This is a genomic window from Georgenia sunbinii, assembly GCF_036421875.1.
Classification (GTDB): Bacteria; Actinomycetota; Actinomycetes; order Actinomycetales; family Actinomycetaceae; genus Georgenia_B; species Georgenia_B sunbinii.
Genome location: NZ_JAZGOL010000001.1, coordinates 198,672 through 213,768, shown reverse-complemented (window position 1 = coordinate 213,768; position 15,097 = coordinate 198,672). Strand labels below are relative to the sequence as shown.

The window sequence follows — 15,097 nt, the reverse complement described above, 5'->3', positions numbered from 1 at the left end:
TCAGAGACGCTCGCCCACGTACTCGGAGAGCTTGACCAGCGAGCTGGCGTAGCCGAACTCGTTGTCGTACCAGGAGAGGACCTTGACCTGGTCGCCGATCACCTTGGTGAGGCCGGCGTCGAAGATCGAGGTGTGCGAGTCGCCGACGATGTCCTGCGAGACGATCTCGTCCTCGGTGTACTTGAGGATGCCCTTCCACTGCGGCAGCTCGGCGGCAGCCTTGACCGCGGCGTTGACCTCCTCGACCGTCACCGGCTTGGTGGCGGTGAAGGTGAGGTCGGTGGCCGAGCCGGTCGGGACCGGCACGCGCATGGCGTAACCGTCCAGCTTGCCCTTGAGCTCGGGCAGCACGAGGGAGACGGCCTTGGCGGCACCGGTGGTGGTGGGGACCATGTTCAGCGCGGCGGCGCGGGCGCGGCGCAGGTCGCTGTGCGGGCCGTCCTGCAGGTTCTGGTCCGCGGTGTAGGCGTGGATCGTGGTCATCAGGCCACGCTCGATGCCGAAGGCGTCGTTGAGAACCTTGGCGATGGGCGCCAGGCAGTTCGTGGTGCAGGACGCGTTGGAGAAGATGTTGTGCTGCGCGGCGTCGTAGTCGGTGTGGTTGACACCCATGACGAAGGTGGCGTCCACGTCCTTGCCGGGCGCGGAGATGATGACCTTCTTGGCGCCGGCGTCCAGGTGCGCCTTGGCGGCGCCACCGCTGACGAAGCGGCCGGTGGACTCGATGACGATGTCGGCACCGATCTCGCCCCAGGGCAGCTGGGCCGGGTCCTTCTCGGCGAAGGCCTTGACGACCTTGCCCCCCACCGTGATGGAGTCGTCGTCGTAGCTCACGTCCTGGTCGAGCACGCCCGCGATGGAGTCGTACTTGAGCAGGTGGGCCAGGGTCTTGTTGTCGGTGAGGTCGTTGACCCCGACGATCTCGATGTCCGCCCCCGTGCTGAGCACGGCGCGGAAGAAGTTACGGCCGATGCGGCCGAAACCGTTGATGCCGACGCGGATGGTCACTATGTCCTCCTGTAGTGCGCCGCTCGGCGCACGCATATCGTCTGTCGGGTGTGGAAGCGCTCAGTACGCGCTGGTCAGGCGGCTCCCAGCCGCCTTCCCACGGCCCCAAGGTTACACCGCCGGTTCGGCCGGCGAGAGGACGTAGGTCTCCCCCGAACCCCGCCAGCGGCGACGGCAACGCACGTTCCTGAGGGGTTCGGTGACCGCGGTCTCTAAAACCGCAAGATTCCGGCATTCCGAGTGTGTCTCACGTCTCAGGCCCGGGCGTGTTCGCCGGTCGCGATAACCGGTTCAGAGGTCGAGCATGTCCGGCGTGAGGACGGCCTCGGTGTCGCCGATCCCCAGCTCGTGGGCGCGCTTGTCGGCCATCGCCAGCAGGCGTCGGATCCGCCCGGCGACCGCGTCCTTGGTGAGCGGCGGGACCGAGAGCGCACCGAGCTCCTCGAGGCTGGCCTCCTTGTTCGCCAGCCGCAGCTTGCCGGCCTCGACGAGGTGCTCGGGGATGTCCTCCCCGAGGATCTCGAAGGCGCGCTCCACCCGGGCACCGGCGGCGACGGCGGCCCGTGCCGAGCGGCGCAGGTTGGCGTCGTCGAAGTTCGCCAGCCGGTTGGCGGTGCCGCGCACCTCGCGCCGGGTGCGGCGCTCCTCCCAGACGAGCACGGCGTCGTGGGCGCCCATCCGGGTGAGGATCGCGCTGATGTCGTCGCCGTCGCGGATGACGACGCGGTCGATGCCGCGCACCTCGCGGGCCTTGGCGGAGATCTGCATCCGGCGGGCGGCACCGACGAGCGCCAGTGCGGCCTCCGGGCCGGGACAGGTGATCTCCAGCGCGCTGGAGCGGCCGGGCTCGGTGAGCGAGCCGCGGGCGATGAAGGCGCCACGCCACGCCGCCACCGACTCGGTCACGCTGGCCGAGACGACGGCGGGCGGCAGGCCGCGCACCGGGCGGCCGCGGTTGTCGAGCAGCCCGGTCTGACGGGCGAGTGACTCGCCGTCGTGCACGACGCGGACGACGTACCGGTTGCCGCGCTTGAGGCCACCGCCGGAGACGACGATCACCTCGCTGCCGTGCCCGAACAGCTCCTTCATCGCCTGCCGGAGCCTGCGCGCCGCGATGCCGAGGTCGAGCTCGGCCTCGATGACGATCCTTCCGGAGATGATGTGCAGCCCCCCGGCGAACCGTAGCGTCGCCGCCACCTCGGCCTTGCGGGCCGACACCTTGTCGATCTCCAGCCGCGCCAGCTCGTCCTTCACGGACGCGGTCAGCGAGGTCGCCGACATCCTTGCACTCACTCTGCTCGTGCCCTCTCGGTCGGTTACACCCGGTCGTCTGCCAGCTGGAAGCCTCTCACGACGCCAGACCTACCCGGTCGCGGGGCCGGTGTGCTCGTCGACGTCGGCGAGCACACCGTCGAAGGCGTCACGGTACGCCGCCCCGAGGCGCAGCGGGTCGTGCCGGGCACTGCCGTCCCCGAGCCCGACCTGGCGCAGCAGTACCCGCGCGCCCAGCGTCCGCGCCACCGCGATGAGCTCGTCGATCTGGTCGACGGCGGCCGGATCGGCGATGACGACGTCGAGGCGCAGGTCAGGCGCGTGCTCGCGCAGCGTGCGCAGGTGGTCGGCCGCCGTCATCCCGTCCGTCTCCCCGACCTGCGCTGACAGGTTGAGCGTCAGGGCACGGCGGGCCCTGGTCTCCTGGAGCGCGGTCGCCAGCTCCGGGACGAGCATGTGCGGGATGACCGAGGTATACCAAGACCCGGGCCCGAGGACCACCCAGTCGGCCTCACGGACTGCGGTGAGGGTCTCCTCACATGCCGGCGGGTCCTCCGGGATCAGCCGCACCGACGTGATGGTCCCGCTGGTGACCGCTACCCGGGACTGGCCGCGCACCGTGTACAACCCCGTGGAGGCGGGCAGCTGAACCTGTGCCTCGATATCGAGCGGCACCGACGCCATTGGCAGCACCCGCCCCCGGGCGCCGAGCAGCCGGGCCACCCAGTCGAGTCCGGCGACCTCGTCGCCGAGGATGTCCCACAGCGCGACGATCAGCAGGTTGCCCAGCGCGTGCCCGTGGAGCGGTCCCTCCGACGTGAACCGGTGCTGCAGCACGTCGCGCCAGGTCAACCCCCACTCCGAGTCCCCGCACAGCGCGGCGAGCGCCATCCGCAGGTCTCCGGGGGGCAACCGGCCGAGCTCGTGGCGCAGCCGGCCGGAAGACCCGCCGTCGTCGGCGACCGTGACCACGGCGGTGAGCTCGCTCGACACGTGGCGCAACGCCTGGAGGGTCGCCGAGAGGCCATGGCCCCCACCGAGCGCGACCACTCGCAGCCCGCGGTCGAGCTGGCTGGGCCACGGCGTCGGCGCGGTGCTCATTCTCGACCCACGTCACGGTGGAGGGTGCGCACCTGCCGCCCCTGGTCACGGAACCGCTCCGACATCTGCTCGGCGACCGCGACCGAGCGGTGCCGGCCGCCCGTGCAACCGATGGCGATGGTCACGTAGTGCTTGAGCTCCCGCTCGTACCCCTCCAGCGCCGGCAGCAGCAGCTCGACGTAGCGGTTGACGAACTCCTGCGCCCCCTGCTGCCCGAGCACGTACCGGCTCACGGCCTCGTCGCGGCCCGACAGGTGACGCAGCTCGGTCACCCAGTACGGGTTGGAGAGGAAGCGGACGTCGACGACGTGGTCGGCGTCCAGCGGCAGGCCGTGCTTGAAGCCGAAGGACACGATCGTCAGCTGCACCGGCTGGCCGCCCTCGGCACCCATCCGCTGCCGGATGAAGCGCGCGAGGTCGTAGATGTTGAAGCTCGTGGTGTCGATGATGGTGTCGGCGCGCTGGCGCAGGTCGAGCAGCAGCTCGCGCTCCGCGGCGATCCCGTCGAGGATCCGGCCCTCGCCCTGCAGCGGGTGGGCGCGGCGCACCTGCTCGTACCGTCGCACCAGCTCGGCGTCGTCGGCCTCGAGGTAGATCATCCGGTAGTTGACGCCCTGCGCCTGGAGCTCGTCGAGCACGGTGAGCAGCTCGGCGAAGAACTCCCCGCTGCGCACGTCGACGACGGCGGCCAGCCGCTTGACCCCGCCTCCGGAGGCGGTGAGCATCCGGGCGAGCGGGTCGAGCATCCGCGGCGGCAGGTTGTCGACGACGAACCAGTCCATGTCCTCCAGGGTGGTCGCCACCCGGGAGCGCCCCGCGCCGGACATCCCGGTGATGACGAGCAGCTCGGGCCGGTCGTCCGGCTGCGCCGGCGTCTGCCGGTCGAGCAGCGGGATCCCCTCGGGCACCGTGCCCGGGTGGCGGGCGGCGTCGCCGTCTGCGGGGGGTGTGGCGTCCTGGCCAGGCTCCATGTCGGTCCCTTCGCTCATCATGTCCCCAGGATGCCAGGTGCCGGCGCAGGCGGTGGCGCCGCCGTCGCGTCCTCCGCCGTCGGCGCGGTGGCCGCGTCCGGGGCGGTGGTCGCGGTGGCTGCGTCCGGGGCAGTGGCGGCGGTCGGCCCGCGCAGCGCATCGACGACGGCTTGCGCGGTACGCGGTCCGACCCCCTTGACCGAGGCGACGTCCTCGACCGTGGCCTGCCGCATCGCGGCGACCGAGCCGAAGTGCTTGAGCAGCGAGGCCGCCCGGGTGGGGCCGAGGCCCGGGATGTCGTCGAGCACCGAGCGGGTCATCGCCTTGCTGCGCCGGCCTCGGTGCGCGGCGATCGCGAACCGGTGGGCCTCGTCGCGCAGCCGCTGCAGCATGTAGAGCCCGGGGCTGGTGCGGGGCAGCACCAGCGGGAACTCGTCGTCCGGCAGCCAGATCTCCTCGAGCCGCTTGGCGAGGCCGATGAGCGCGACGTCCTCGACGCCGAGCTCGTCGAACACCCGTTGCGCCGCCGCCACCTGCGGCTGCCCGCCGTCGACGACGACGAGGTTGGGCGGGTACGCGAACCTGTTCGGCCGGCCGGTGTCCGGGTCGACCGGCCCGGCGGCGATGGGCACGCCGTCGTCGTCGTACTCGCCGGCCGCCGGCTGCGGCGCGGCCGCCGGTCCACCGGGTGCGGCGACCTGCCCGCCGGACGCGGCCGGCTGCCCGCCCGGCTGCTGCCCGCCCGGCTGCTGCTCGCGGGCGGCGCGGTAGTGCTTGAACCGGCGGCGCAGCACCTCCGCGATGGCCTCGGTGTCGTCACGGGCACCGCTGCCGTCGGCGCCCCGCACGATGAACTTGCGGTACTCGCTCTTGCGCGGCAGGCCGTCCTCGAAGACCACCATCGAGCCCACCTGGTGGGTGCCCTGCGTGTGGGAGATGTCGTAGCACTCGATGCGCAGCGGCGCGTCGTCGAGGGCGAGCGACTCGGTGAGGTCGGCCAGCGCCTGCGACCGGGTGGTGAGGTCGCCGGCCCGCCGGGACTTGTGGAGCATGAGCGCGTGCTCCGCGTTGCGGTGCACGGTCTGGGCCAGCGCCCGCTTGTCGCCGCGCTGCGGCACCCGGATCGAGACCGCGCTCCCCCGCAGCTGCCGCAGCCACTCGTCGAGCTGCGGCAGGTCGGCCGGCAGCACCGGGACGAGCACCTCCCGCGGCACTGCGCTCGCCCGGACCTGGTCACCGTCGCTGCTGGCGGGCGCGTCCTCGCCAGTGACCGCGACGTCACCGTAGACCTGCTGGAGGAGCCGCTCGACGAGCTCGGCGTCGGTGATGTCCTCGACCTTCTCCACCACCCAGCCGCGCTGGCCCCGGACCCGGCCGTCGCGGACGTGGAAGACCTGCACGGAGGCCTCGAGCTCGTCGGCGGCCATCGCGAACACGTCCGCGTCGGTGCCGTCGGCGAGCACCACCTCGTTCTTCTCCACCACCCGCTCGAGGGCGCCGAGGTCGTCGCGCAGCCGCGCCGCCCGCTCGAAGTCCAGCTCCGCCGCAGCGGCCCGCATCTCGGCCTGCAGCCGCTTGACGAACGGTCGGGTGTTGCCGGCCATGAAGGTGCAGAAGTCCTGCGCGAGGTCACGGTGGTCCTCGACCGAGATCCGGCCGACGCACGGCGCGGAGCACTTGTCGATGTACCCCAGGAGGCAGGGCCGCCCCGAGCGCTCGGCCCGCCGGTAGACCCCCGCGGAGCAGGTGCGCACCGGGAACACCCGCAGCATGAGGTCGACCGTCTCGCGGATCGCCCAGGCGTGGCCGTAGGGCCCGAAGTACCGGTTGCCCTTGCGCTTGGCACCACGCATCACCGTCGCGCGCGGCACCTCCTCCGACAATGTGACGGCGAGGTACGGGTAGGACTTGTCATCGCGATACTTGACGTTGAACCGTGGGTCGTACTCCTTGATCCAGGAGTACTCCAGCGCGAGCGAGGCGACCTCGGTCTCCACCACCGTCCACTCGACCGACGCCGCGGTCGTGACCATCTGGCGGGTGCGCGGGTGCAAGCCGGCGACGTCCTGGAAGTAGCTCGACAGCCGGGAACGCAGGTTCTTCGCTTTGCCGACGTAGATGACCCGGCCGTGGGCGTCGCGGAACCGGTAGACCCCCGGGGACGTCGGGATCTCCCCCGGCCTGGGGCGGTAGGTGGTGGGGTCGGCCATGCCTCTCAGCCTACGTCGACCGCCTCGGCGGTCACCGGCGCGAACGGCTGGACCCGCACCTGGCAGTTGAGGGTGCGGGCGATGTGGTTGGCGGCGGCCGCGTCACGGTGCAGCCGGGCGGCCGTCTCTTCGCCGGTGGGGTGGGCGTAGGTCACCCGTGGGCGGAGCACGACGTCGGAGAACGGGCCGGCGCCACCGGCCTCGACGCGCTCGGTGGCGGTTGCGACGTCCGTGTAGCCGACGACGACGATGCCCTCCCGGGCGGCGCTGCGCAGGAACCACAGCATCTGCGCCTGCGAGACGGAGCCGATGAACAGCTCCTCGGCCCGGTACCGCGAGACATCGGCGGCGACCCGTCGGTCGGAGGTCGCCAGCAGCACCGGCTTGCCCTCGACACGGACCTCGTGGTCACGCGAGTAGGAGGTGTAGCTGGCGGTGCCGGTCGCGTCGGCCCCGGTCCAGTCGACGGTCACGGTGTACGTGTTCAGCGGTCCCATGACCCCACCCTAGTGATCCGCGCCACACCCCGGGCGGCCTCGGCGTGGCGAAGGGGCGCGGCGCGCTCGCGCCGGGCGGACGACGACGACGGGGCCGGCCCGCCGTCGTCGTCGTCAGCTACTGACGGCGTCGAGCTCGAGCTCGACGCCGTCAGTAGCTGACGACAACGACAACGGGCCAGCCCCGTCGTCGTCGTCCGCCCGGCGCGCGCGCGCCGGGCGGACGACGACGACGGGGCCGGCCCGCCGTCGTCGTCGTCAGCTACTGACGGCGTCGAGCTCGAGCTCGAGGACCTCGTCGGCCACCTCGGGCCGCTCGAGCACCTCGGCAAGGAACCGCCCGGTGTGCGACGCGGCGACCTTCGCGACCCGCTCCGGGGTGCCCTCGGCCACGACCGTGCCGCCGCCCGAACCACCCTCGGGGCCCATGTCGATGATCCAGTCGGCGTTCTTGATCACGTCAAGGTTGTGCTCGATGACGATCACGGTGTTGCCCTTGTTCACCAGTCCCTGGAGCACCTTGAGGAGCTTGCGGATGTCCTCGAAGTGCAGGCCGGTGGTCGGCTCGTCGAGGACGTACGCGGAGCGCCCGCTGGAGCGGCGCTGCAGCTCCGAGGCGAGCTTGACGCGCTGCGCCTCGCCACCGGAGAGGGTGGGTGCGGACTGCCCGAGGCGCACGTAGCCGAGGCCGACGTCGACGAGCGTGCGCAGGTAGCGGGCGATCCGTGGCGTGGCGGCGAAGAAGTCGGCGGCCTCGGCGATCGGCATGTCGAGCACCTCGGCGACCGACTTGCCCTTGAAGTGGACCTCGAGGGTCTCGCGGTTGTACCGCGCACCGTGGCACACCTCGCACGGCACGTAGACGTCGGGCAGGAAGTTCATCTCGATCTTCAGCGTGCCGTCGCCCTTGCACGACTCGCAGCGCCCGCCCTTGACGTTGAAGGAGAACCGGCCCGCGGTGTAGCCGCGGACCTTGGCCTCCTGCGTCTCGGCGAACAGGCTGCGGACGTGGTCCCACACCCCGGTGTAGGTGGCGGGGTTGGAGCGCGGGGTGCGCCCGATGGGGCTCTGGTCGACGTGGACGACCTTGTCGAGGTGGTCGAGCCCGGTGACCCGGCGGTGGCGGCCGGGCACCCGGCGGGCGCCGTTGAGCTCGTTCGCCATGACGTTGTAGAGGATGGAGTTGACCAGCGTGGACTTGCCGGAGCCGGACACCCCGGTGACCGCTACGAAGCAGCCGAGCGGGAAGTCCACCGAGACGCCGTCGAGGTTGTTCTCCCGTGCGCCGACGACGCGCACCATCTTGTCCTTGTCGATGACGCGGCGAGTGGCGGGCATCGGGATCTGCCGGGTGCCGGCGAGGTAGGCACCGGTCGCGGAGCCGGCGTTGGCGAGCAGTCCCTCGAGATCGCCGGAGTGGACGATCACCCCGCCCAGCTCCCCCGCCCCCGGGCCGATGTCGACGATCCAGTCCGCGGACCGGATGGTGTCTTCGTCGTGCTCGACGACGATGAGCGTGTTGCCGAGGTCCCGCAGCCGGGTGAGGGTCTCGATCAGTCGGCGGTTGTCGCGCTGGTGCAGGCCGATGCTCGGCTCGTCCAGCACGTACAGCACGCCGACCAGGCCGGAACCGATCTGGGTGGCCAGCCGGATCCGCTGCGCCTCGCCGCCGGACAGGCTGCCGGCGGAGCGGGACAGCGTGAGGTAGGTGAGGCCGACGTCGACGAGGAAGCCGAGCCGGGCGTTGATCTCCTTGAGTACCTGGCCGGCGATTGCGGTCTCCCGGGTGCCGAGCACGAGCGCGTCGAGGAACGGCTTGGCCTCGTCGATCGGCAGCGCGCACAGCTCGGCGATCGAGAGGTCGCCGATCTTGACCGCAAGCACCTCGGGCTTGAGACGGGCGCCGTGGCACACCGAGCAGGCGACCTCGCGCATGTAGCCCTCGTACCGCTCCCGGGACTGATCGGACTCGGTCTCCTCGTGCTTGCGCTGGATGAACGTGATCGCACCCTCGAAGCCGGTGGAGTACGCCCGCTCGCGACCCCAACGGTTGCGGTAGCGCACGTGGACCTCGTGGTCCTTGCCGTGAAGGATGGCCTCCCGGGCACGCTTGGGCAACGCCCGCCACGGCACGTCGACCGAGAACTCGAGGTCCTCGCCGAGCGCGCGAAGCAGTCGCAGGAAGTACTCCGAGGAGGCCTTCGCCCACGGCTGGACGGCGCCGTCCGCGAGGGACAGCTCGTCGTCGGGGACGACGAGCTCGGGGTCGACCTCGAGCTTGGTGCCGATCCCCGAGCACTCCGGGCAGGCGCCGTACGGGGCGTTGAAGGAGAACGTGCGCGGCTCGATCTCCTCGAGGTGCAGCGGGTGCTCGTTGGGGCAGGCGCGGTGCTCGGAGAACCGGCGCTCCCGGTCGGGGGCGTCCTCGGGAAGGTCGACGAACTCGGCGATGACCAGACCGTCGGCGAGCCGCAACGCGGTCTCGACGGAGTCGGTGAGCCGCTGGCGCATCGTGTCGCGCGCGACCAGGCGGTCGACGACGACCTCGATGGTGTGCTTGAGCTTCTTCTCCAGCTCCGGCGGCTCGGCCAGCGAGACGACCTGGCCGTCGACGCGCGCCCGGGAGAACCCGGTGGCCTGCAGCTCGCGGAACATCTCGGAGTACTCGCCCTTGCGGCCACGGACGACCGGGGCGAGCAGCTGGAAGCGGGTACCCTCGGGCAGCTCGCGCAGCTGATCGACGATCTGCTGCGGCGTCTGGGCGATGACCTTCTCGCCGCACACCGGGCAGTACTGGGTGCCGGCGCGGGCGTAGAGCAGCCGCAGGTAGTCGTAGACCTCGGTGATGGTGCCGACCGTCGACCGCGGGTTGCGGCTGGTCGACTTCTGGTCGATGGAGACCGCGGGGCTCAGGCCCTCGATGAAGTCGACGTCGGGCTTGTCCATCTGGCCGAGGAACTGCCGGGCGTAGGAGGACAACGACTCGACGTAGCGCCGCTGCCCCTCGGCGAAGATGGTGTCGAACGCCAGCGAGGACTTCCCCGAGCCGGACAAGCCGGTGAACACGATGAGGGAGTCCCGCGGGAGATCGAGGTCGACGTTGCGGAGGTTGTGCTCACGCGCGCCGCGTACCAGAAGCTGATCACTCACCCCAAGATGATACGGCCGACCGCCGGCGCTGTACATCTGTTCGACTCAGCGTGTCCGCAGTCACAGGCTGCTCTCCCGGGCCGGTACGGTGCAGGTAGACCTCGTGGNGGCGCCGTCGCGTGACGCCCCCGCTGCAGACCCTCCCTCCCAGAGCGGCCGTGTACCGACCAGCCACCGCCCCCGAGGTCCTGCCACCAGTCCCTGACTTGTCGAGGAGAGCGTGATGACCGCCGACCAGACCCTGCACCTCGGTGCGGTGACCCTTCGCCGGGTCGCCGTCTCGGAGATGGACAACAACGCCTACTTCCTCACCGCCGCCGCAGGCGACCAGCTGCTCATCGATGCCGCCGACGACGCGCCCCGGCTGCTCGCCCTGGTCGCCGAGGCCGGTGCCGGGCCGTTGCGCACGGTCGTCACCACCCACCAGCACTGGGACCACCACCGAGCCCTCGCGGAGGTGGTCGCTGCCACCGGTGCGCGGACGGCGGCCGGCGCCGAGGATGCGGCGGCGCTGCCAGTACCCGTCGCGGAGCGGTTGGTGCACGGCGACCGCCTGCCGGTGGATGCCCACGGCGCGACGGTGCTCGATGTCATCGCCCTGCGCGGGCACACCCTCGGCTCGGTGGCGCTGGCCCTCACCGAGGCCCCGGACTCCGCCCGGCCGGGACGGGTGCACCTGTTCACCGGGGACTCGCTGTTCCCCGGCGGCGTCGGCAAGACCCCCGACGCCGCGGCCTTCGCCTCGCTGATCGACGACGTCGAGGAGCGGCTGTTCGCCTGCTACCCCGACGACACCGTGGTGTGGCCGGGGCACGGCAAGCCGACCACGCTCGGTGACGAGCGCAGTCAGCTGGCCGAGTGGCGCGCCCGGGGCTGGTAGCCCGGCCGCCGGTCAGCCGCGGCCGGCGCTCTCGTCGGCCTCGCGGGCGTCCTTCTTGTTCTTCGCGATGCTCGCCACGATCGTGATGACGAGCACCCCGATGATCCACACCAGCGAGGCGACGATCCCCGGCTCGGGGATCCCCAGCAGCGCCGGCTCGCCGCCGTTGATGAAGCCGACCTCGTTCTGGTGCAGCGCGTGGATGACGAGCTTGAGTCCGATGAAGCCGAGGATGGCGGCCAGCCCGTAGTGGAGGTAGACCAGCTTCTCCAGCAGGCCGTCGATGAGGAAGTACAGCTGACGCAGACCGAGCAGCGAGAACGCGTTGGCCGCGAAGACGAGGTACGTCTCCTGGGTGAGGCCGAAGATCGCCGGGATGGAGTCGACCGCGAAGATGATGTCCGCGCTGCCGATGGCGACGATCGCCAGCAGCATCGGCGTGATCATCCACTTGCCGCTCTGCTTCGCGACGAGCTTGCCGCCGACGTAGTCGTCGGTCACCGGGAAGAAGCGGCGCACCAGCCGGACGAAGCCGTTCTCGTGGTACTCCTCGTCCTGCTCGCCGGTCTCCAAGCCCTGCCGGGCCTGGGAGATGGCGGTGTAGACGAGGAACGCGCCGAAGATGTAGAAGACCCAGGAGAAGTTCTCGATCGCCGCCGCGCCCAGCGCGATGAACACGCCGCGGAGCACGATCGCGATGATGATCCCGGCGAGCAGGACCTCCTGCTGGTAGTTCCTGGGCACCCGGAACGCCGCGATGATGATGACGAACACGAACAGGTTGTCGACCGACAACGACTTCTCGGTGACGTACCCGGCGAAGTACTCACCGCCGAAGGTCGGGCCCCACACCAGCCACACGATGACGCCGAACACCAGCGCCATCGCGACGTAGGCGATCGACCACCAGGCCGCTTCCCTCATGCTCGGCGCGTGCGGGGTGCGCACGTGGCCGACGATGTCGACGGTGATCATCACGACGATGATCCCGATGAGCAGGATCCAACCGAGCGCGTGGACGTCCACTGTGCCTCCGGTACGTAGGAATTGGTACCGGAGGTCTCTTCCGCGCCGAGCACCCGCTGGTTCGCGATGCTGTGCGCCGGTGGCACCGAGCAGGTACTGACCTGCTGTGATGACGACACCACCGTTGGGGAATACTCCCCTCCGCGGGCATCACCCTACGACATATCGCCCACGTCGCCAGCCTCTGGTGCCGTGGCCTTTGCCACCCGCGCCGCCCCCTTGATCCCCTACTGCGCCGCGTTCATCTGGCGCAGCTCCTTCTTGAGGTCGGAGATCTCGTCGCGCAGCCGGCCCGCCAGCTCGAACTGCAGCTCCTCGGCGGCACCGTGCATCTGGTCGCTCAGCTGCTGGATGAGGTCGGCGAGGTCGGTCGCGGCGGCGGTGCCGAGCCGACTGCGCAGCGCCGAGCCGGTCACCTGCTTGTCACGCGCGCTGGCGCCGCCGCCGGCGCCACGGTAGCCGCCCTCGAGCAGCTCGGCGGTGTCGACGTCCTCCCGGGCGAGCATGTCGGTGATGTCGCCGATCCGTTTGCGCAGCGGGGTGGGGTCGATGTCGTGCTCGAGGTTGTAGGCGACCTGCTTGTCGCGGCGCCGGTTGGTCTCGTCGATCGCCTTCTCCATCGCGGCGGTGATGACGTCGCCGTACATGTGGACCTCACCTGCGACGTTCCGCGCGGCGCGCCCGATGGTCTGGATGAGCGCGGTGCCCGAGCGCAGGAAACCTTGCTTGTCGGCGTCGAGGATCGCCACCAGCGACACCTCGGGCAGGTCGAGCCCCTCGCGCAGCAGGTTGATCCCCACGAGGACGTCGACGACGCCCATCCGCAGCTCCCGGAGCAGCTCCACCCGCCGCAGCGTGTCGACCTCGGAGTGCAGGTACTGCACCTTGACGCCGCGCTCGAGGAGATAGTCAGTGAGGTCCTCGGACATCTTCTTGGTCAGCGTGGTCACCAGCACCCGCTCGTTGCGTGCGGTGCGCGCGCGGATCTCGCCGAGCAGGTCGTCGATCTGCCCCTCGGTGGGCTTGACGATCACCTGCGGGTCGACCAGCCCGGTGGGCCGGATGATCTGCTCGACGACGCCGTCGGACTGCGACAGCTCGTACGGGCCCGGGGTGGCCGAGAGGTAGACGGTCTGCCCGATCCGCTCGAGGAACTCCTCCCACCGCAGCGGCCGGTTGTCCATCGCGCTGGGCAGCCGGAAGCCGTGGTCGACGAGGGTCCGCTTGCGGGACATGTCGCCCTCGTACATCGCGCCGATCTGCGGCACGGTCACGTGCGACTCGTCGATCACGAGCAGGAAGTCCTCGGGGAAGTAGTCGAGCAGCGTGTGCGGGGCGGTGCCGGGACCACGGCCGTCGATGTGCCGCGAGTAGTTCTCAATCCCCGAGCAGCTGCCGATCTGCCGCATCATCTCGACGTCGTACGTGGTGCGCATCCGTAGCCGCTGCGCCTCGAGCAGCTTGCCCTGCGCCTCGAACCGCTCGAGCTGCTCGGCGAGCTCGGCCTCGATGGTGCCGATCGCCCGCTTCATCCGGTCCGGGCCGGCGACGTAGTGCGTGGCGGGGAACAGGTGGATGGCGGGCTCGGTGCGGATGATTTCGCCGGTGAGCGGGTGCAGCGTGTGCAGCGCCTCGATCTCGTCGCCGAACATCTCGATCCGGATCGCCAGCTCCTCGTACACCGGGATGATCTCGATGGTGTCGCCGCGCACCCGGAAGGTGCCGCGGGTGAAGGCGAGGTCGTTGCGGGTGTACTGCATCGTCACGAACTGGCGCAGCAGCTCATCGCGGTCGATCTGGTCGCCGACGGCGAGCTGCACCATCCGGTCGACGTACTCCTGCGGCGTGCCCAGGCCGTAGATGCACGACACCGAGGCGACGACGATGGTGTCGCGCCGGGTCAGCAGGTTGTTGGTCGCCGAGTGCCGCAGCCGCTCGACCTCGTCGTTGATGGACGAGTCCTTCTCGATGAAGGTGTCGGTGTTGGGGATGTACGCCTCGGGCTGGTAGTAGTCGTAGTACGAGACGAAGTACTCGACGGCGTTGTTCGGCAGCAGCTCACGGAACTCGGTGGCAAGCTGCGCGGCGAGCGTCTTGTTCGGCGCCATCACCAGCGTGGGCCGCTGCACCTGCTCGACGAGCCACGCCGTCGTGGCGGACTTGCCGGTGCCGGTGGCCCCGAGCAGCACGATGTCCTTCTCCCCCGCCTTGAGGCGCTCGGCGAGGTCGGCGATGGCGGTGGGCTGGTCGCCGGAGGGGGTGTACTCCGAGATGACCTCGAACGGCGCGACGGTCCGCTGCAGGTCGGTGACAGGACGCATGGGTCAACGGTACGTCGTGGGTACGACACCGCGCGCCGTGCCGTCAGCCGCGGTCGCGGCCGTCGGCGCCCGCCCGGCTCTCCAGCTGCGGCCACAGCGCGTGCACCCGCGCGAGCAGCTCCTCCCGGGTGCCGGAGTTATCGAGCCAGACGTCGGCGACCTCCCGCCGCTCACGGTCGCTGGCCTGCGCCGCGAGCCGGGCGCGGGCGTCGTCCTCGCTCATCCCCCGGTCGTCGACGAGCCGGCGGACCCGCGTCTCGTCGTCCGCCCCGACGACGACGACGAGGTCGTAGCGCGAGGCCAGGTTCTTCTCGACGATGAGCGGCACGTCGTGCACGACGACGCCGCCGGGCGGGACCACGGCCTGCCGGCGCGACGCCTCCGCGGCGATGAGCGGGTGGGTGATCTCCTCGAGCCGGCTGCGGGCGTCCGGGTCGGCGAAGACGACGGCCCCCAGCGCGGGCCGGTCGAGCGCGCCGTCGGCGTCTATCACCTTCGCCCCGAACGCCGCGACGACGGCGGCCAGCCCCGGTGTCCCCGGTGCGACGACCTCGCGGGCGATGGCGTCCGCGTCGACGACGACGGCACCGAGCCTCTCGAGCTCGCGCGCGACCGTCGACTTGCCCGACCCGATCCCGCCGGTCAGCCCGATGCTCAGCAC

Annotated in this window: 11 protein-coding genes; 1 reads left to right on the top strand and 10 read right to left on the bottom strand. The window is 70.8% G+C overall.

The annotated features are described in order from the left end of the window. The 7 genes from gap to uvrA form a co-directional block, all read right to left on the bottom strand. Window positions 1–1,008 (bottom strand): type I glyceraldehyde-3-phosphate dehydrogenase, encoded by a 1,008-nt coding sequence (gene gap / locus V2J52_RS01005; RefSeq protein ID WP_331225803.1) that lies wholly within the window; start codon window positions 1,006–1,008, stop codon window positions 1–3. A gap of 291 nt (window positions 1,009–1,299) precedes the next feature. Beyond that, a complete protein-coding gene (gene whiA / locus V2J52_RS01000; RefSeq protein ID WP_331225802.1) occupies window positions 1,300–2,289 on the bottom strand; it encodes a DNA-binding protein WhiA in 990 nt (329 codons plus the stop codon). Between the two features lie 81 nt (window positions 2,290–2,370). Then, complete coding sequence (locus V2J52_RS00995; RefSeq protein ID WP_331225801.1) at window positions 2,371–3,381, bottom strand: gluconeogenesis factor YvcK family protein; 1,011 nt, start codon at window positions 3,379–3,381, stop codon at window positions 2,371–2,373. Then, window positions 3,378–4,352: an RNase adapter RapZ gene (rapZ, locus tag V2J52_RS00990; protein WP_491062100.1), complete on the bottom strand. Its 975-nt coding sequence runs from the start codon at window positions 4,350–4,352 to the stop codon at window positions 3,378–3,380. Before rapZ ends, V2J52_RS00995 begins: the two co-directional genes overlap by 4 nt. A 17-nt stretch (window positions 4,353–4,369) precedes the next feature. Beyond that, a complete protein-coding gene (uvrC, locus tag V2J52_RS00985; protein WP_331225799.1) occupies window positions 4,370–6,562 on the bottom strand; it encodes an excinuclease ABC subunit UvrC in 2,193 nt (730 codons plus the stop codon). A gap of 5 nt (window positions 6,563–6,567) precedes the next feature. Continuing rightward, complete coding sequence (locus tag V2J52_RS00980; protein WP_331225798.1) at window positions 6,568–7,059, bottom strand: OsmC family protein; 492 nt, start codon at window positions 7,057–7,059, stop codon at window positions 6,568–6,570. A gap of 258 nt (window positions 7,060–7,317) precedes the next feature. Beyond that, window positions 7,318–10,209, bottom strand: a complete 2,892-nt coding sequence (gene uvrA, locus V2J52_RS00975; RefSeq protein WP_331225797.1) for an excinuclease ABC subunit UvrA — start codon at window positions 10,207–10,209, stop codon at window positions 7,318–7,320. 223 nt (window positions 10,210–10,432) lie between these two features. Here uvrA and V2J52_RS00970 point away from each other — a divergent pair, with 223 nt between their 5' ends. Beyond that, entirely contained in the window at window positions 10,433–11,089 is a 657-nt protein-coding gene (locus tag V2J52_RS00970; RefSeq protein WP_331225796.1) for an MBL fold metallo-hydrolase, read from the top strand. Window positions 11,090–11,101: 12 nt separating this feature from the next. Here V2J52_RS00970 and V2J52_RS00965 read toward each other — a convergent pair whose 3' ends face one another. From V2J52_RS00965 to coaE, 3 genes are all read right to left on the bottom strand, one after another. Further along, window positions 11,102–12,115, bottom strand: coding sequence for a TerC family protein (locus V2J52_RS00965; RefSeq protein ID WP_331225795.1), 1,014 nt, complete (start codon window positions 12,113–12,115; stop codon window positions 11,102–11,104). Window positions 12,116–12,342: 227 nt separating this feature from the next. Beyond that, window positions 12,343–14,436 (bottom strand): excinuclease ABC subunit UvrB, encoded by a 2,094-nt coding sequence (gene uvrB, locus V2J52_RS00960; protein WP_331225794.1) that lies wholly within the window; start codon window positions 14,434–14,436, stop codon window positions 12,343–12,345. 43 nt (window positions 14,437–14,479) lie between these two features. Further along, complete coding sequence (gene coaE / locus V2J52_RS00955) at window positions 14,480–15,097, bottom strand: dephospho-CoA kinase (protein ID WP_331225793.1); 618 nt, start codon at window positions 15,095–15,097, stop codon at window positions 14,480–14,482.

What these genes read in the sequence shown, in the direction of transcription:
- whiA (WP_331225802.1), bottom strand. Translation starts at nt 2,289, where the DNA reads ATGTCGGCGACCTCGCTGACCGCGTCCGTGAAGGACGAGCTGGCGCGG.
- uvrC (WP_331225799.1), bottom strand. Translation starts at nt 6,562, where the DNA reads ATGGCCGACCCCACCACCTACCGCCCCAGGCCGGGGGAGATCCCGACG.
- uvrB (WP_331225794.1), bottom strand. Translation starts at nt 14,436, where the DNA reads ATGCGTCCTGTCACCGACCTGCAGCGGACCGTCGCGCCGTTCGAGGTC.
- V2J52_RS00995 (WP_331225801.1), bottom strand. Translation starts at nt 3,381, where the DNA reads ATGAGCACCGCGCCGACGCCGTGGCCCAGCCAGCTCGACCGCGGGCTG.
- V2J52_RS00970 (WP_331225796.1), top strand. Translation starts at nt 10,433, where the DNA reads ATGACCGCCGACCAGACCCTGCACCTCGGTGCGGTGACCCTTCGCCGG.
- V2J52_RS00980 (WP_331225798.1), bottom strand. Translation starts at nt 7,059, where the DNA reads ATGGGACCGCTGAACACGTACACCGTGACCGTCGACTGGACCGGGGCC.
- rapZ (WP_491062100.1), bottom strand. Translation starts at nt 4,352, where the DNA reads ATGGAGCCTGGCCAGGACGCCACACCCCCCGCAGACGGCGACGCCGCC.